Annotated in this window: 16 protein-coding genes; 9 read left to right on the top strand and 7 right to left on the bottom strand. The window is 39.9% G+C overall.

Translation table 11 applies throughout. The features are described 5' to 3' along the window. The first annotated feature begins 44 nt into the window (after nt 1–44). Genes ACTJJG_RS04675 through ACTJJG_RS04665 form a run of 3 tightly spaced genes read left to right on the top strand, consistent with a single transcriptional unit; the run spans nt 45 to nt 2,965 of the window. Complete coding sequence (locus ACTJJG_RS04675) at nt 45–1,172, top strand: Re/Si-specific NAD(P)(+) transhydrogenase subunit alpha (protein WP_032057532.1); 1,128 nt, start codon at nt 45–47, stop codon at nt 1,170–1,172. An 11-nt stretch (nt 1,173–1,183) separates the two neighbouring features. Beyond that, on the top strand, nt 1,184–1,498 hold the full coding sequence (locus tag ACTJJG_RS04670) for a proton-translocating transhydrogenase family protein (protein ID WP_000230434.1): 315 nt from the start codon (nt 1,184–1,186) through the stop codon (nt 1,496–1,498). 12 nt (nt 1,499–1,510) lie between these two features. Further along, nucleotides 1,511–2,965: an NAD(P)(+) transhydrogenase (Re/Si-specific) subunit beta gene (locus ACTJJG_RS04665; RefSeq protein ID WP_017387605.1), complete on the top strand. Its 1,455-nt coding sequence runs from the start codon at nt 1,511–1,513 to the stop codon at nt 2,963–2,965. Nucleotides 2,966–3,018: 53 nt separating this feature from the next. Here ACTJJG_RS04665 and ACTJJG_RS04660 read toward each other — a convergent pair whose 3' ends face one another. From ACTJJG_RS04660 to ACTJJG_RS04635, 6 genes are all read right to left on the bottom strand, one after another. After that, nucleotides 3,019–3,840: an SDR family NAD(P)-dependent oxidoreductase gene (locus ACTJJG_RS04660; RefSeq protein ID WP_032057529.1), complete on the bottom strand. Its 822-nt coding sequence runs from the start codon at nt 3,838–3,840 to the stop codon at nt 3,019–3,021. Nucleotides 3,841–4,045: 205 nt separating this feature from the next. Then, complete coding sequence (gene rsfS, locus ACTJJG_RS04655) at nt 4,046–4,447, bottom strand: ribosome silencing factor (RefSeq protein ID WP_001047580.1); 402 nt, start codon at nt 4,445–4,447, stop codon at nt 4,046–4,048. 81 nt (nt 4,448–4,528) lie between these two features. Further along, nucleotides 4,529–5,323, bottom strand: coding sequence for a hydroxypyruvate isomerase family protein (locus ACTJJG_RS04650; RefSeq protein WP_017387608.1), 795 nt, complete (start codon nt 5,321–5,323; stop codon nt 4,529–4,531). Nucleotides 5,324–5,336: 13 nt separating this feature from the next. After that, nucleotides 5,337–6,206, bottom strand: a complete 870-nt coding sequence (locus tag ACTJJG_RS04645) for an NAD(P)-dependent oxidoreductase (protein ID WP_017482395.1) — start codon at nt 6,204–6,206, stop codon at nt 5,337–5,339. Nucleotides 6,207–6,218: 12 nt separating this feature from the next. After that, nucleotides 6,219–7,007: a crotonase/enoyl-CoA hydratase family protein gene (locus tag ACTJJG_RS04640; RefSeq protein ID WP_069120354.1), complete on the bottom strand. Its 789-nt coding sequence runs from the start codon at nt 7,005–7,007 to the stop codon at nt 6,219–6,221. Nucleotides 7,008–7,100: 93 nt separating this feature from the next. Further along, complete coding sequence (locus ACTJJG_RS04635) at nt 7,101–9,908, bottom strand: GacS-like sensor histidine kinase (RefSeq protein WP_069120352.1); 2,808 nt, start codon at nt 9,906–9,908, stop codon at nt 7,101–7,103. A gap of 172 nt (nt 9,909–10,080) precedes the next feature. On the opposite strand from ACTJJG_RS04635, the gene cysM reads away from it, so the two are divergent. Genes cysM through ACTJJG_RS04615 form a run of 4 tightly spaced genes read left to right on the top strand, consistent with a single transcriptional unit; the run spans nt 10,081 to nt 15,582 of the window. Next, on the top strand, nt 10,081–11,013 hold the full coding sequence (cysM, locus tag ACTJJG_RS04630) for a cysteine synthase CysM (RefSeq protein ID WP_002117176.1): 933 nt from the start codon (nt 10,081–10,083) through the stop codon (nt 11,011–11,013). A 12-nt stretch (nt 11,014–11,025) separates the two neighbouring features. Next, nucleotides 11,026–11,844: a 3'-5' exonuclease gene (locus ACTJJG_RS04625; RefSeq protein ID WP_005066255.1), complete on the top strand. Its 819-nt coding sequence runs from the start codon at nt 11,026–11,028 to the stop codon at nt 11,842–11,844. A gap of 9 nt (nt 11,845–11,853) precedes the next feature. Then, complete coding sequence (gene rlmD / locus ACTJJG_RS04620) at nt 11,854–13,245, top strand: 23S rRNA (uracil(1939)-C(5))-methyltransferase RlmD (RefSeq protein WP_032057525.1); 1,392 nt, start codon at nt 11,854–11,856, stop codon at nt 13,243–13,245. Between the two features lie 30 nt (nt 13,246–13,275). After that, nucleotides 13,276–15,582 (top strand): RelA/SpoT family protein, encoded by a 2,307-nt coding sequence (locus tag ACTJJG_RS04615; RefSeq protein WP_002117181.1) that lies wholly within the window; start codon nt 13,276–13,278, stop codon nt 15,580–15,582. Between the two features lie 46 nt (nt 15,583–15,628). Here ACTJJG_RS04615 and ACTJJG_RS04610 read toward each other — a convergent pair whose 3' ends face one another. Beyond that, nucleotides 15,629–16,402, bottom strand: a complete 774-nt coding sequence (locus ACTJJG_RS04610) for an SDR family oxidoreductase (protein WP_014208394.1) — start codon at nt 16,400–16,402, stop codon at nt 15,629–15,631. Nucleotides 16,403–16,514: 112 nt separating this feature from the next. Here ACTJJG_RS04610 and mazG point away from each other — a divergent pair, with 112 nt between their 5' ends. Together mazG and ACTJJG_RS04600 are read left to right on the top strand one after the other, a co-directional pair. Then, nucleotides 16,515–17,321 (top strand): nucleoside triphosphate pyrophosphohydrolase, encoded by an 807-nt coding sequence (gene mazG, locus ACTJJG_RS04605; protein WP_032057523.1) that lies wholly within the window; start codon nt 16,515–16,517, stop codon nt 17,319–17,321. Next, the gene (locus ACTJJG_RS04600) at nt 17,290–17,694 is read left to right on the top strand and encodes a ComEA family DNA-binding protein (RefSeq protein ID WP_032057521.1); all 405 of its coding nucleotides are present in this window, start codon (nt 17,290–17,292) and stop codon (nt 17,692–17,694) included. Before mazG ends, ACTJJG_RS04600 begins: the two co-directional genes overlap by 32 nt. Nucleotides 17,695–17,766: the final 72 nt, after the last annotated feature.

Here is a 17,766-nt window from a genome sequence, read left to right as displayed (position 1 = left end):
CTTGCAATGTTTTTGACAATGAGAAATTAGCTTGAGGAACGCTCATGCAGATCGGAATCCCAACCGAAACTGTCGTCGGTGAAAATCGTGTAGCTGCTACGCCAGAGACAGTAAAGAAGTTGATTAGCGCTGGTCATAGCGTTGTGATTGAACGTGGTGCTGGTGTAAAGGCTGCGTACATTGACAGTGCTTATGAACAGGTCGGTGCAACCATTACGGATGATGCCTATACGGGTAGTCAAATTATTTTGAAAGTTCGCGCACCACAGGGCGGGGAAATTCAGAAACTTGCAGCAAATACTGCTGTTGTAGCAATGTTTGATCCTTATCGTAATACCGAGCTAGATCAGTTTGCGAATCAACAAGTGTCTGCTTTTGCTTTAGAACTGCTTCCTCGTACGCTTTCTCGTGCACAAAACATGGATGTGTTGTCTTCTCAAGCAAACTTAGCTGGTTATAAGTCAGTTTTACTTGCTGCTGCTGAATATCAACGCATGTTCCCAATGCTTATGACTGCTGCGGGTACTGTAAAGCCTGCGCGTGTTGTGATCATGGGGGTTGGGGTTGCTGGTCTACAGGCGATTGCAACTGCAAAACGTTTAGGTGCAATTGTTGAAGCGACAGACTTACGTCCTACAGCTAAAGATCAAGTTGAGTCTTTAGGTGGTAAGTGGTTAGACGTCCCAATGTCTGAAGAAGAGCAACAACGTGCAGCAGATGCCGCTAAAAATGGTTATGGATGGATGCCGGGTGAGCAATACATCAAAGACCAAGCTGCGATTGTAGATAAAGCTGTTTCTAATGCTGATATCGTGATTACTACTGCATTGTTACCAGGTCGTGATGCGCCGCGTCTGATTAAAGCTGAAACTGTTGCCAAGATGAAACCGGGCTCTGTCATTTTAGATATGGCTGTTGAAACTGGTGGTAACGTTGAAGGCTCTAAAGTTGGTGAGACTGTGTTTACAGAAAATGGCGTGAAAATTTTGGGTATTCCAAATATTCCGGCAACTGTAGCAACAGAAGCTTCTGCATTGTATGCGCGTAACGTTTTTAATTTCGTAGAGACCTTATTCGACAAAGAGAAAAACTTTGTGATTAATCAGGAAGACGAAATCCAAAAAGCCCTATTGGTCACTCATGGCGGTCAAGTACTGCTTAAGCGTGGTTAAGGAGATTTCTCATGGTTGAAACTATTACAATTTTCGTCCTTGCCATCTTCGTAGGTTATTACGTGGTTTGGGGTGTTACGCCAGCTTTGCATACACCACTTATGGCGGTAACTAATGCTTTGTCATCTATTATTGTGGTAGGTGCGATGTTGCAAACTGTAGGTCTGCCAGTTTTAGGTGTAGATGCTAACGTTGCATTTCAAAGTGTGAATGTGGTGAGCGTACTCGGTGCGATTGCAGTATTTTTGGCAAGCATTAATATTTTCGGTGGCTTTGCAGTAACTGCACGCATGCTGGAAATGTTCAAGCCTAAGCAAAAGAAATAAGAGGGCTTTGACATGGAATTTATTCAAGCAAATGCAAACTGGTTGTACCTTGTTGGCGCAATCCTCTTTATCTTGACGCTTCGTGGCTTATCTGGCCCTAAAACAGCAATTCAAGGTAACCGTTACGGTATGATCGCAATGGCGATTGCGGTTGTAACAACCTTCTTTGTTGCGAATAACCCAGTCATCTGGATGATCGTTGGGGCAATGGTGTTAGGTGCAATCGTGGGTATTGCGCGTGCACGTACAGTGCCAATGACGCAAATGCCAGAAACTGTTGCGCTTATGCACTCATTAGTGGGTTTGGCTGCTGTTCTCATTGCGATTGCTGCAATTTTACATAACAACCAACTTACTGAACTATTCGCTCAAAATGAGGCGGCTTTAACAGCAGCTGGCGTGCAGCATGCACACATGAGTAAGGTTCATTTATTTGAATTGTTTGTTGGTTGTTTCGTTGGTGCGATTACCTTTACCGCATCTGTGTTTGCCTACGGTAAATTGGCTGCGAAAAAATGGGCTAAAACAATTTCTGGTGCATGGGTTAAACCTGTTCAAGCACTTATCTTTGTTGCGATGTTGGCTTGTGGTTTCTACTTCTTTACAACTGGCAACATGACTGCTTTCTGGGCAATGACAGCACTTGCACTTGCATTTGGTTGGGTTTGGATTGCACCGGTGGGTGGTGGTGATATGCCTGTAGTGGTATCGCTTCTTAACTCATTCTCTGGTTGGGCAGCGGCAGGTATTGGTTTTACTCTTGAAAACAACATGTTGATCGTTGCAGGTTCGCTTGTAGGTTCATCTGGTGCGATTCTGTCGTACATCATGTGTAAAGCAATGAACCGTTCGATCATCAATGTATTGTTTGGTGGAGCAATGGGTGGTGCAGCAGTTGCATCTGCAGATAAAGGTGAACAAGTTCAACGTAACTACCGTTCAGGTTCTGCTGATGATGCTGGCTTCTTAATGTCAAATGCGGACAGCGTTGTGATTGTACCTGGTTATGGTATGGCGCAAGGTCGTGCACAAAATGCTGTAAAAGAGTTGTGTGAACTTTTGAAAGAGCAAGGTGTTCGCGTTCGTTTTGCAATTCATCCGGTTGCAGGTCGTATGCCTGGTCATATGAACGTACTACTTGCTGAAGCAGACGTAGCATATGAAGACATTTTGGAAATGGATGAGATCAACTCAGACTTCCCTGCAACAGATGTAGTACTTGTAATTGGTGCAAACGACGTTGTAAACCCAGCTGCAAAAGATGACCCAAGCTCACCGATTTATGGTATGCCGATTCTTGAAGCTCATAAAGCGCGTACAATCATGGTGATTAAGCGTTCTATGGCAACTGGTTATGCTGGTCTAGACAACGATTTGTTCTATAACGAAAAAACAATGATGATCTTTGGTGATGCTAAGAAAGTTGTTGAAGATATGACAAAAGCAATTAACGGTACAGGCCACTAATTTGCTTTGAAATAAAAAACCACCTTCGGGTGGTTTTTTATTTGGGCTGATTTTTAAAGAAATTTTTCTACAAGATCCATAGATTGTTGATATAAGTCACGTGCCAGTTGCTGATTTTTAGCATGTGAGGATTTCCAGTCTGGCATATGTGCACTCACATATTCACCATTACGCTTCTGCCATGCATCTCCAGTTGCCATTTCTGTAATGAGTTTGGCTGGAACTGAAGTTGGTACTAGGCCTAATTTCATCGCCGCATAGACAGGTTTGGGTAAGTCGCGATAAATATCAGAAGCAACACCACCCGGGTGTAATGCATTATTGGTAATTGAACTTCCAGCTAGCTGTTCTGCTAATGCATTACTAAATAATAAATTTGCAAGCTTCGATTGCCCATAATAGAACAGGGGATTGTAAAAACCTTCTGCACGAAACTTGTTGGGTTTAATTGAGCCCACCCAGTGGGCAATAGATGCAAGATGGATAATGCGCGCTTTAGGAGATTGTTGTAAAACTGGGAGTAGTTTTTGAGTTAATAAAAAATGACCTAAATAATTAACCCCAAATTGTTGCTCAAAGCCTTCACTGGTCAACTGTTTGGTTTTGGCAAATAAACCTGCATTATTAATAAGTACATCAAGGTTGCCATAGCGATCAGCAATTTCATCGGCGGCTTTTCTAGTTAATTCAAGACTATTTAAGTCGATAGAAACGACATCGACTTGTCCTTGGTTAAGTGAGCTTAGTTTGTTTTGTGCCTCTTGCGCTTTTTGAGGATTTCGACATGCCAAAATCACATGTTGTCCTTGTTTAACGAGTTGTTCTGCTGTGGCGAAACCTATGCCCGTATTAGCACCTGTAATTAATATCTTCACTTTCTGTACTCTGGTTATGCTATTTATTGGTGGGGACTTCAAGAATTTGTATAGTGCTGTAAATTTGACAATTTGTCATGTCAAATTTAGATATATGTGATGATTGGTGTTTTGGGATAGGGTATGGTATTTGAAAGTGCTTAAAATAGATGTGGATAAATAAAAAAAGCAGCTCAAAAGAGCCGCTTTTTTTAAAAGCAAAATTTTAAGCAACCGACTCTGGAGCCGTACGCCATAAGCTTTCTAAATCATAGAATTTACGAGCTGTTGGTAGCATTACGTGTACTACAACAAAGCCGAGATCAATTAAGATCCATTCTGCATCTCGTTCACCTTCAACGCCAATCGGGCGGAAACCGGCTTTTCGAGCTTCTTCTGCAACATTGTCAGCAAGTGCTTTGACATGGCGAGTAGAAGTACCACTTGCAATTACAATAGCATCAGCGACATTGCTAATTGAGCTAACATCTAACTGGAGAATATCTTTTGCTTTTACATCAACTAAAGCATCGTGGACGACTTTGAGACAAGCTTGTACGTCTTTATTTGAGGTGTTCATTGCGAAATCGTGAGAATTAGACACGCTGGGCGATGGTTCTAAATTCATATAGGGTATATTTTCCTGACAATTACTCACTATCTAATATAGTGGTTTTCGCACTAAATTTCAAACAGAAGTCGTAACAGTTTATATATTTACATCATCAGAAAAGTATTTTTTCTTCCATGTAAACGACTGATTTGAACCATTTTCAGGTTTATATTCCGCTGCAATATAGTTCTGATATGAACTTTGCTTTAACCAAGAAAAAATTTGTTCATAAGGAATTTGAGCTGTATCAGGCTCATGGCGGCCCGGACAGTCTGCAAATTGAATATGTCCAATTAAGTTAATATTCTCTTGCAAACCCTCAAGTACATCTTCCCCCATCATGGCCATGTGATAGCAGTCATATTGCATTTTGAGGGCAGGATGATTGACTGCTTCTAGCATTTCTTGGCCCTGCGCAATGTTCTGCACCAAAAAGCGAGGCATATCCGTGCCATTAATCATTTCAAAAACGGGTTCTATATCATGTTCACTGAGTAAGTTGCAGGCAAGTTTTAAATTGGCTGCTAGTGTTTTTAAACAAGGAAGTAAGTCAGCATCTAGTGGTTGCTTACCCGCCAAAATATTAACACGAGGAACGTTTAAAGCCGTGGCATAGCTAATAGCCAATTCTAATGCCTCATGGAATGCTGTTTCTTGGCCGGGAATGCCTGCTAAACCGTTTCCGCCTTGCATAAGATCACCTGCAGGCACATTAATTAAACAAAGGCTGAGGTTATAGCGTTCGAGTTGAGTTTGAATATCTGCAATAGACAATTCATAAGGGAATTGAATTTCGACATATTCAAAGCCCTGAGCATGGGCCAGAGCAAAGCGTTCAATTAAAGGAACTTCGGTAAAAATCATGGATAAATTGATTGCAAGACGACCCATACTCAAACTCCGTTTATTTTTGCTCTATTAATTGAATCATAGTAGCTAAATCTTTCTCGGCAAAGCCATTTTTTTGGTGAGTTTGTAGCTGTAATAGAGCTTTTTGTGCAACTGGGATATCTAAATTAACATTGTTAGCCAATGTTACTGCGTTGTTAAGATCCTTTGATAATGTTTGAACTTTCCATTGAACAGGTTCAAAGGTATGAGTTGCCATACGTGGGGTGAGAATTTGAAAAGGTTTTGAATCTGCAAATCCACCTGCTAAGGCTGGAGCGAGCAAAGTCGTATCTACACCAGCTCGGTCTGCAAGAGCAACAGCTTCTGCAATAAGAGCACTGTTGGCTGCAACAATGAGTTGATTGCAGATTTTGGTGGCTTGGCCAGTTCCTGTGTCTCCCATTCGTGTTACACGTTGAGATAAGACATTATAAACAGGCGTTAATTCTGTAATGGTTTGAGCATCACCACCTGCAAAAATAACAAGTGTGCCTTGTTCGGCACCAGCTGTTCCACCTGATACGGGTGAATCAATCCATGTAACGTCATGCGCGGAAGCTGCTTGAGCAAGTGTTTTTGTTGCAGCAACAGATAAGCTTGAGAAATCCACAATAACTTGTTTAGCTTTTAAGTTGGGCTGAATTTTTTCAAATACTGCCTCTACGGCTTTGTCGTCTGCTAGACAGATTAAAATAACAGGATATTCGCCAATATTTATAAGATCTAGAGGCTGTGCGCCGATATCAATCAGTTCTTCACATGCAGAAGGGGTTCGATTCCAAACCGCAACTTGAAAGCCAGCTTGAATAAGGCGGGTTGCCATGCGGCTCCCCATAAGCCCTATACCTAAAAAAGCAATAGGGGTGTTGCGATCAAAATTCATAATCTAAGCTCTTTATTTATATTGGCGTGGTAAAAAATTAACTTCTGGATGTTTGTCTTTTTTACGAGCAAGTTTGCTATTTTTACCAAGTAATAATTTAAGTTGCCAGATTTTTTCTAGACGCAATGACTTTTCAGGTTGGTGTTCCATTGCATCAAGTACACGTTTTGCAGCAGTGAGAGCATCAGGTGAGCGTTGTAACATTTCAGTGGCAATTTCATTTGCTTTTTCTAGCGGAGAGTCGCTTAAATGAGTTACAAGACCAATTTCTTTTGCATAATTTCCATCAAAAACCCGAGCGGTTAAGGTGAGTTCTTTTGCAAGATCAACGCCAATTAAGCCTTTTAATGAACGAGTAAGTCCCATATCTGGAACTAAGCCCCAACGGCTTTCCATAATCGACATTTTTGTGTGTGGATGAGAAATTCGAATATCAGCTGCTAAGGCAAGTTGCATTCCGGCACCAAAACAATATCCTTCAAGTGCCGCAATTACAGGTACAGGTAAATTTTGCCAAATAAGAAATGCTTTTTGGAATAAGCTTTGTCCAGGTTTAACAAGCTCCCAAATGGCAAAGGCAGAATTTTTTGGATTATTCAGATCAGATAAATCAATTCCGGCACTAAAAACTTGTGCTTCACCTGTCAAAATCACACAGCGGATATCTCTATCTTTTTTAATGGCTTTTGCTGTTGAAACGAGTTCTTTGAGAAGGACAAAACTCATGGCGTTACGTTTATCAGGACGGTTTAGATAAACTGTTGCAATGCCATTATTCTTTTCAATACGTAAAAGTGCCATGAAATTCCCGCTTATTTTTTTATCGATAAGCGGAGCATAACATGGCTGTAATTTGGAAACATGACAGCTCAGTCATACCATTTGGTAGATATGCTAGTCAGGAATCACCAAGATTTGATGAGCAGCACTTTCAACTTCTTTAACAACAAGTCCTAACTCATCAAAGCGTCTCATAACTTCTTCAATAAAGCTTTCATCTGCTATACGGCGTTCTTTGCGTAGTGTTGAAATAAATTGCTCAAAATCACCTGTCACTTGTTGCAGTTTTGGAGTACCTACATAGCGGGTAGCACCATAAAGACGATGTAAAACATGCTCAAGTTGAGGGAAGTCTTCAAGCTCGATGAGCTGCTGCATTTCGTCTAGCTCAGTTGGGAAACTATCAACTAACATTTTAAGTAAATCTTGAGCAAGATCTTCTTTATTTGCTGCAAGCTGCAAACTTTGTTGCCAGTTTAGAATTTCTGGGTCTAATGCTTCTACAACGACATGATGGTCTTTATCAGAAGCTTTTGCTGTAAAGTTGTTTTTAGTCCATTGCGTTAAAATCTGGATAATTTGTTCCATTTGAATTGGCTTGGTGACATAGTCATTCATGCCGACTTTGAGGAGTTTTTGTTTTTCATCGGCAAGGGCATGGGCTGTTAATGCAATAATTGGAAGCTGCATTTCTCCATCTAAAGTCGACTCTAATGAACGAATAGCACGCGTGGTATCAATACCTGACATGACAGGCATTTGAATATCCATGAATACTAGATCAAATGGTTTGAGTTTCTGATCGATTCGCTCTTGAATCAGATTAAGAGCTTCTTGACCACTGATTGCTTTAGTTGTTCTAACGTTGAGTTCACCCAGTAGGGCTTCTAAAACAATTAGGTTAGGTAAATGGTCATCCACTGCCAGAATGTGTAAACCCTGACCATTAAAGTCTTGTTGTTCTTCTTCAAATACAGGTTGATCGCTCAACAGTTGAATAAGACCACTTCGGCTGAGTGGTTGATAGAGAGGACGAGCACGATATTCAGTGAGCATGTTTGGCTCAAGCGTCATTTGATAGCCATAAACTGCCAAATTACCTTGATAACGACTACGAATTTCTTTTAATAACGCTTCAGTATCACCACTATGGTCAACAATGAGCCATGTATTATCTTTCTGATCAAGATGTTTTAAACGACTAAATAAGTCCAGAATCGATTGTGTCTCGATATGAGGAACATGATAGTTTTCAAGGTAATAACGTAAAACACTTGCTGTAGCAGGGTGGGCAAGATAAGACACCACTTGTAAATGCTCAAAGTGTGGGTGTTCGATCTCGTAATCTTCATCTACCACAAATTGTGCTGTAAACCAGAAGGTCGAGCCTTTTTCTGTTGGAGCGCGTTCTTGGTTGTCCTCAAAGCCAATTTGGCCATGCATGAGATGGACAAGCTGTTTAGAAATAGCTAAACCTAAACCTGTACCGCCAAATTGGCGTGTAACAGATGCATCACCTTGCGAGAATGATTCAAATAATTTTTTACGATCTGTGCCGCTTAAACCAATACCACTGTCTTGAACACTAAAATGAAGTAGGCATTGTCCGATATCATCATGTTCCATACGAACACGAACAATAATTTCGCCATCTGGAGTGAACTTAATCGCATTTGAAATCAAGTTAGTTAGAATTTGTTTAAAGCGTAAAGCATCACCAATCACTTGTTGTGGAATATTGTCCGCATAATAAAAAGCCATTGCGATATGCTTTTGAGCAGCCAGTGGAGACAGCATATCCATGACATCAAAGACAGCTTCTTCTAAATCAAATGGTGCTGTTTCGAGCTCTAATTTACCCGCATCAATTTTGGAGAAATCTAATACATCATTAATTAACGCTAATAAATGAGCAGATGACTTGCGAATGGTTTGTAGGTAAAGGTTTTGTTCGTTATTTAGATTTTGCTGACGAAGTAATAAATGAATAAAGCCATCAATACTGTTTAGAGGTGTTCGAAGTTCATGACTAATATTAGCAAGGAAAACTGATTTGGCTTGGTTTGAAGAAATCGCTTGGTCACGTGCTTGACGATAGGTAATGTTTTGAACTTCTAAGGTATCCAGCGTTCTGCGTAAGTCTTCTTCGGTTTGTTCGGTGTGTTCTTTTAACTCTAAAAAGCTAAAGTGCAATCGTTTAACAACGTTTGCAATATCACGCTGTAATAAGCGCAATTCACCCGTACTGTTAATGACCATATGCTGGTCCAACGTGTCTGCATTTAAACGTTGCAACTGCATGCGAATTTCGTACATCGGTGCAATCCACCGACGCGAATAAAAATTCAAGCAAAGTAAAAGTAACAGTAAGGTCATTAAGCCAGTAATGACGAGGGCAATCAAAATACGGTAACGTGCCAATTCTAGTGGCTGATTATCCATTTCAATCACAAGCCAGACAGGTGCTTTTCCGGGTGTGTCGCTAATCCGCTGTCCATAAATATTGTTGTGGTTATAAGAGATTGGACCAAAAAAATTATTTTTTTCAGTAAAGTTTGGCCAATAACGATTGTCTCGATAACCGATACTTAAATAAGTCTGACCATTGCTATCAATTAACGCAGCACGTTTTAGATTTTTTTCATTAAACATGCTTTGCATGATGTGCTGAGCATGGTCATATTCATCGGGCTGTAGTTCAACTAGGTGGTATAAATCTAGTGCGATTTGATTATAGCGGGCTAAAATTGCTGAGGCATGATGTAGCTGTTGTTGTTTTACTGAATGCGAGGTTTCAGTTAAAACCAGAAAAGCACCAACACACGTTAAAATCATAATGGGCACAAAAATAAGAGCAATCAATTGCCCATATGCGTGATTCAGACGTAAGCGTTTCGATAAGGTTTTATTGAAATTAGACATGGCTACATCAGATTTATCTCTCTGTAGGGCATCTTATCACGCTTTATTTTAAAACAGACGGCATTTTATAAATGACCGAGCTTTAATCGCTTTCATGAAAAAGCATATTGAAATGGGTGCAGTACCGAGCATTTTTTCATACAATAGGCCCACCTCGATATAGGTGTTGATCATGAGTAATACACAACCTGATTTTTTAGCCGACGAATTTTTGTTAGATCACTATGTAGGTAAGACGCCTCTAGTTCGTTTGCAGCGATTAGCTTCTCATACGCAAGCGATAGTTTTAGCAAAATTGGAAGGTAATAATCCGGCAGGTTCTGTAAAAGACCGTCCTGCATATAACATGATTATGCAGGCAGAAAAACGTGGTCAAATTAAACCGGGTGATACATTAATTGAAGCAACCAGCGGTAATACAGGTATTGCTTTGGCTATGGTTGCGGCAATGCGCGGCTATAAAATGAAACTTATTATGCCGAACAATATGAGCCAAGAGCGTAAAGACGCAATGTTGGCTTATGGCGCAGAGCTGATTGAAGTGACACCACAGCAAGGAATGGAAGGTGCACGTGATTTAGCCTTACAAATGGAAAAAGAGGGTAAGGGGCACGTTTTAAATCAGTTTGGTAATCCTGATAATGTTGAAGCTCATTATCTAACGACTGGTCCTGAAATCTGGAAACAAACAGGCGGTAAAATTACCCATTTTGTGAGTTCAATGGGCACAACCGGTACCATTATGGGTGTTTCTAAATATTTAAAAGAACAAAACCCAGATATTCAAATTGTTGGTTTACAGCCTGCAGACGGATCAAGTATTGCCGGTATTCGCCGTTGGCCAAAAGAATATTTGCCTACTATTTTTGATAGTAGCCGTGTTGATCGTATTATCGATATTCCACAAATTGAAGCTGAAAAAACTATGCGTAAATTAGCTCGTATGGAAGGTGTTAGTGCTGGTACATCTTCAGGTGGTGCAGTTTGGGCATCAATCAAAATCGCAGAAGAAAATCCGGATGCTGTTATTGTTTGCATTATCTGTGACCGTGGCGATCGCTACTTGTCTACAGGTCTGTTTTCAGTACAGGACGATAACTCATAATTGAGAGAAATAATGCGTTTCCCTACCTTAGTTTTTGATATTGAAACTTTAACTGATTTAAAAGCGGGTGCGCATTTATATCATCTTGATTTACCTGAGGCCGATGTAGAGCAAGCATTGACGAAAATCCGTCGCCAAGAATCAGGTATGGATTTTCAGCGTTTGCCTTTACATGAAATTGTTTGTATTTCTGGCCTATGGATCGATGAGTCTGGTTTTAGATTATTTTCTTTTAGTCGAGAACAATATTCTGAAGCCGAAATTTTACAGAAATTTCTATCTATTTTTGATAAGCGCCATCCGACTCTAGTAAGTTGGAATGGTTCACAATTTGATTTGCCAGTTATCCTATTTCGCGCTATGTATCATGGGCTCTCTGCACCCGGTCTGTTTGATCAAGGTGAGATTGATAGCCAGAAGCGTTTTAATAATTACCAAAACCGTTATCACCATCGCCATATAGATTTAATGGACGTGATGGCAATGTTTAATGGTCGTAATTTTCAAAAGCTTGATGATATTGCCTGTATTTTAGGTTTACCGGGTAAGCGTGGTGAGTCGGGTTATCATGTGCCTGAATATGTTCGTAATCAACAGTGGTTAAAATTGACGAGCTATTGTGAAGGGGATGTGCTCAATACATGGTTTATTTATTTGCGTTGGTTAGTACTAAAAGGCCAATTAAATGCAGATGAGCATAACCATTGGATCAGTTCGAGTATTGAATATTTACAGACTATGCCACAGCAGGCCGACTTCCTTGAAGTATGGGAACGTACTTCGAAACATACTGAATTTACTTCTCACTATTTTAATTCTTCAGATTTTTAGGTTCATTCTTTGAAACAACAAGCCAAATCTCGCAACCTTCAACAGCCTGAATATATTTTTCAGGTTGAAACACTTTCTCATGAGGGGCGTGGAATTGCGCATTATGGTTCTCATCCTGAGCACCCTGCAGATAAGCATGGCAAAAAAGTTTTTATTCGTTATGCATTGCCAGGAGAAACTGTAAAGGCTCAGATTACCCATCAAGCGAAGCGTCTTGAAGAAGCTGAAATGTTACAGTTGTTAGGAGAACCTTCAGCACATCGTATAGAGGCAATTTGTCCTCATTATGGTATCTGTGGTGGATGTAGCATGCAGCATATTCATCCTGATGAACAAATCCGTTTAAAACAAAATGTACTCCAGTCACATTTACAGCATTTTGCAGGTATTCAACCTGAACAGTGGCTAGAACCGATTCGATCTTTACAAAGTGATTATCGTCGTCGTGCTCGAATAGGCGTGCGCTATTTGCCAAAACCAGATCGCTTAATCATGGGTTTTCGCGAACATCATAGTAATCGTTTAACTTCGATCCATAGCTGTAGTGTTTTGGATAAAAACTTATCAAATAGTCTGCCTGAGTTACGCACTTTACTCCAAAGTCTAAAAGGCAAAGCGCACATTGGTCATGTAGAATTAGCAAAAGGTGATAATGAAATTTCTTTATTGGTTCGTCATGTAGAAAAATTAAATAATTCTGATGTCAACCAATTAAAGCAATTTGCGTTACACAAAGGGTGGCAGTTGTATTTGCAACCTAAAGGTCCTGAAAGCATTCGTCGTATTGATGATGAACAAGGTGCTTTACGTTTACATTATGCCTTAGAAAGGTTTAATGTAAATTTTGCTTTTTCGCCATTGGATTTTACTCAGGTCAATGCCACAGTAAATGAACAGATGGTTCAATTGGCATGTGAATTGCTTCAGTTGCAACCAGGTGAAAAGGTACTTGATCTATTTTGCGGTTTGGGCAATTTCTCACTCCCGTTAGCACGATGTGTTGGTGAGAGTGGTCAGGTTGTCGGTGTTGAAGGGAGTGAAGAAATGGTGCAGCGAGCAACAGCTAATGCGAGATGCAATAGTTTGGTGCAAGCAACCTTCTTTTCACAAGATTTAACAAAAGATTTTTCGCATCATTCTTGGGCAAATCAAGGATTTGATGCATTATTGATTGATCCTCCTCGTGCTGGTGCATATGAAATTATGCAGTATGTATCAAATTTTGGAGCAAAAAGAATCGTTTATGTATCATGTAATCCAGCTACACTGGCAAGGGATGCGGGTGTTTTGGTCCAATATGGTTACCAGTTAAAAAAAGCAGCAGTGATGGACATGTTTACGCATACCGAACATGTTGAATCCATTGCACTATTTGAAAAAATTCAAGAGATAAACGATTAAAAACATGAGTTACATATTGAGGAGAATGGTATGGTCACAGTACGTGAACAGTTACCTGAACAACTAACCGAGTTGTCAGAGGAAACGACTGTAGAGCATGCCGCCGAAACGCAAATCGGTTTAGCCTCATGGTTGGATCGGGTGCGTGAAATATTAGATGGGGCGGAGCTTGAACAACTTGAAAAAGTCGCTCATTTAACCCTGCAAAAAGAGTTAGATTCAACGGTTAATCATCGTTCCAATACTTTTGCTACAGGCGTTGGAATGGCCGACATTCTGGCACATCTCCATGTAGATGAAGATACTTTATCAGCAGCAATGCTTTATCGTAGTGTGCGTGAAGGCATTACCGATATAGAAGAAGTAAAACAGAAATTCGGGGAGCAAGTTTACAACCTTGTCAAAGGTACTTTGGCAATGGGTAAACTCTCAGAACTTATTGAAAAAAATAAACGGTTAGAAGATCACTTTAATAATAATCAACGAGAACATCTAAGCGGCATTTATAAAATGCTGATTTCGGTGACCGAAGATGTTCGTGTTGTTTTAATTAAACTTGCTGAACGTACTTATTCTTTGCGAGAGCTTGCAAATTCCTCTCGTGAACGCCAAGAACGTGTAGCGCGTGAAATTCTTACTATTTATTCGCCGTTGGCACATCGACTTGGTATTGCTCAGCTTAAATGGGAGCTCGAAGATCTAGCATTTCGCTATTTGGCTCCAGATCGCTATAAAGAGATTGCTTCATTACTCAATGAAAAGCGTTTAGAGCGTGAGCATTATATTCAGTTCGTCATTGACCGTTTGAAAAATGAGTTAGCGTCTTACGGCATTGAAGCTGAAATTACAGGGCGTGCAAAACACATTTATTCGATTTATCGAAAAATGAAGAGCAAAAACCTGAGCTTCGACCAACTTTATGACATTCGTGCTTTGCGTGTGTTGGTCAATAGTGTGCCAGAATGCTACCACTCTTTAGGTATCGTACATCAAATCTGGCGTCATATTCCGCATCAGTTTGATGACTATATTACAAACCCGAAAGCCAATGGTTATCGTTCTTTGCATACGGCTGTAATTGCTGAAAACAAATCTCTTGAAGTGCAAATTCGTACTCATGAAATGCATGATGAAGCAGAGTTAGGTGTATGTTCACACTTTAACTATAAAGAAGGTTCAAAGAATACCGACCATTCCTTTAACCATCGTTTGCATTCATTACGTGCTGTTTTAGAACACTATCAAGAACGTAATGAAACGACGGTACATCAAAACGAAGATGAAACAGAAGGCTTTGAACAGTTACAAGACTTTGAAGGCTTTGAGAAGATTTATGTTTTCAGTCGTGATGGTGATATTAAAGAATTGCCGCGTGGCTCAACAGTTTTAGATTTTGCCTATCATGTGCATACAGAAGTAGGGAATAAGTGTTATGCCGCGCGGGTCAACCAGCGTTATGTGCCACTGACCTATACTTTAAAAACGGGTGAGCAGGTTGAAATTTTAACTAAAAAAGATCGTGAACCAAACCGTGACTGGTTGGTGAACTCTTTGGGTTATATCAAAACCTCTCGTGCACGTGATAAGTTGCGTCATTGGTTTAGACAGCAAGACCGTAGTAAGAATCTTGAAGTAGGCCGAGAACTGCTTAATAAAGAGTTGGCTCGTCTTGCGATTCACCCAAAAAGTATCGACCTAAATGATTATTCATCACATTTTAATGTGAAGACTGGCGACGACATTTTGGTGAATCTGGTCAGTGGCGATATTAGCTTACATGCCCTGATTAATCAGGTGAACCGCCAAATGCATCTAGATCAGGATGAGCCTGAACTAGTACTTAAACCAACGTTAAATCCGCGTGCTAGCCATACGCTATCAGCACATGGCATTTTAATTGATGGCTTGGATAATGTAGAGCTGCACATTGCTCAGTGCTGTCAGCCGGTGCATGGTGAATCAATCGCTGGATATATTACTTTGAACCGTGGTGTCAGCATCCATAAAGTCATTTGTTCTGACTATCAGCGTATGATTAAGCAAGAGCCAGAGCGTGCTGTAGAAGCTGATTGGGAAATGCAGCCAACACGTGGTCAAAGCGTTCAAATTGTGGTGGAAGCTTATGATCGTCGTGGTCTGCTTAAAGATTTAACTCAAGTGATTTTCTCTGACCAAATCAATATTCGGCAGGTTAATACAATTTCTGAGGCAGATGGTATTGCTAATATGAAGTTGCTCATTGAGGTTAAAGGTTTAGCACAGCTTTCTCGCTTATTGGCACGCTTAGAGCAGCAACCTGGAATTATTAGTGCGCGACGCATGATTCAAGGCGTTTAATAAATTGAGTAAAAAGGCTGTCAAATGACAGCCTTTTTATTGCAAATTACTTTCTAGATAAATAAATATTGGTTAGTCGATTTAGAAATTGTGGGCTCAATGTTGAGAGCTGATAAAGCAGTTTGGTTTTTATACCCACTGGAGTATGGGTAGGCATCCAGAAATGAGCCTTTTTCTTTACAAGCGTAAGCACCTGCTGAGCAATATCATTTGGGGTTAAATCTATCCCCATATTTTGAATAGTGCCTGCATCCATATTGTTAACCATTGCAGTTTTTACAAATAGCGGCATCACATCTAAAACGCGAATACCATATTTTTTCCATTCCACATCTAAACCTTCAGTAATCCCGCGAACAGCAAATTTACTGGCTGAATAAGAGATTAAATCAGCTTGACCATAAATTGCAGAAGCCGAAGAGAGGTTGATAACGCGTGCAAAAGACGCTTGCTTTAAGTAGGGTAGAGCAGCGTGACAGCCATTGATTACGCCGTTTACATTAATATTTATTGTTCTTTGGTGAGCTTTAATATCAGTTGCTTCAAATGCACCAGAATATAAAATACCGGCATTATTTACCAAGATATTAAGTTCACCAGCCCATTCGGTAAATTCTTTTAATATGTGTTGCCACTGGCTGTAGTCACTTACATCTAGATAGCCGGCACGGGCATTTGGCCCTAAGTCATTTGCTAGTTCCTGAGCAAGCGATTCATTAATATCATAAATACCTACTTTATATCCTTGTTTGTAGAATACGCGTGCAATTTCAGCCCCAATACCTTGAGCGGCACCACTAATCAGAATACTGTATCTCATCTTTTTTCTCTTTGTCAGTACAATAGTGCGACTGATTTAATCGCTTTGATTTTGATCATAACAAATTAAAATCTTAGTTTGACTGACCGACTTTTTAAACTTGAGGGTTACCATGGATAAATTGCTTAAAATCATGCAAGAGTTACGTGAAAAATGTCCGTGGGATCAACAGCAAACTCCAATGTCACTGACTAAATATGCGATTGAAGAAGCATATGAAGTCGAGGCGGCCATTCGTCAGGGTGATATTAATGAAATTAGAAATGAACTAGGCGATTTGTTATTGCAAGTTGTGTTTCAATCACAAATGTTTAGTGAGCAAGGCGCTTTTAACTTTCAAGATGTTGTTGAGGCAATAAGTGAAAAGTTAATACGCCGCCATCCACATGTTTTTCAGGCAGATCAATTTAATAATTTAAGCCCAGAACAAGTAAGTGAGCTTTGGAAACAAATTAAACAACAAGAAAAACAAGGCAAGCCGCAATCAAGATTAGATGAAATAAAGCATGGGCCAGCATTGTTACAGGCACAAGAAATTCAAACAAATGTAGCTAAGGTTGGGTTTGATTTCGAAACGGTAGAAGATGCCTATGAAAAACTAGAAGAAGAGTTGGATGAGTTTAAGCAGGCCCTAAAAAATCAAAATATTGATGAAATTCAAGAAGAATTTGGAGATTGCCTGTTTTCATTAGTCAATGTTGGACGTAAACTTGCGATTTCAAGTGAAACATCACTTTTATCGACAATACATAAATTTAGAAGCCGTTTTGCTTTTATTGAAGATCAAGCGCAAAAACAGCAAAGAACATTAGAGGACATGACCCTGTCTGAAATGGATGAATTGTGGAATCAGGCAAAGCGGCAGTTAAAGTTAGGGGAAAAAACACATGCAGCTCAGCATGAATCTTTGGAAGAATAAGCACAATATTTTCATTGTTTTATTTTGGAGCCTGATTTCTTCAACCTTTATTCAGGCTCAATCTTTTGATCAAAATTTTAAGGAGTGGAAGACTAAACAGCAGAGGTATGATCAGAAGTTGAGCATGCAGCATTCCTCTCATTCTAACAGTCCAAAAAGTTCAGTTATGACTGATTCGTCAGGGCAAATTCACTTGAATCAAGCCAATATTGATGAGCTCCAAAAGCTAAAAGGTATTGGTGAGAAAAAGGCTCAGGCAATTGTGGAATACCGTCAAAAGAATGGTGGCTTTAAAAATATTGATGAATTTAAAAACGTAAAGGGCATTGGTCCCGCCATTTTTGAAAAGAATAAAACGCGTTTGACTTTATAAATCATCTGTCTGTCAATTATCATTTCATGCGCAAACTACAGAGAATCAAATTGCCCTTTGTGTGCGTTAGAG

This window comes from Acinetobacter sp. 22512, from assembly GCF_052044755.1.
GTDB lineage: Bacteria > Pseudomonadota > Gammaproteobacteria > Pseudomonadales > Moraxellaceae > Acinetobacter > Acinetobacter pittii.
Note: the sequence above shows the minus strand (reverse complement) of the source record. Positions and strands in the feature narration are given on the sequence as shown.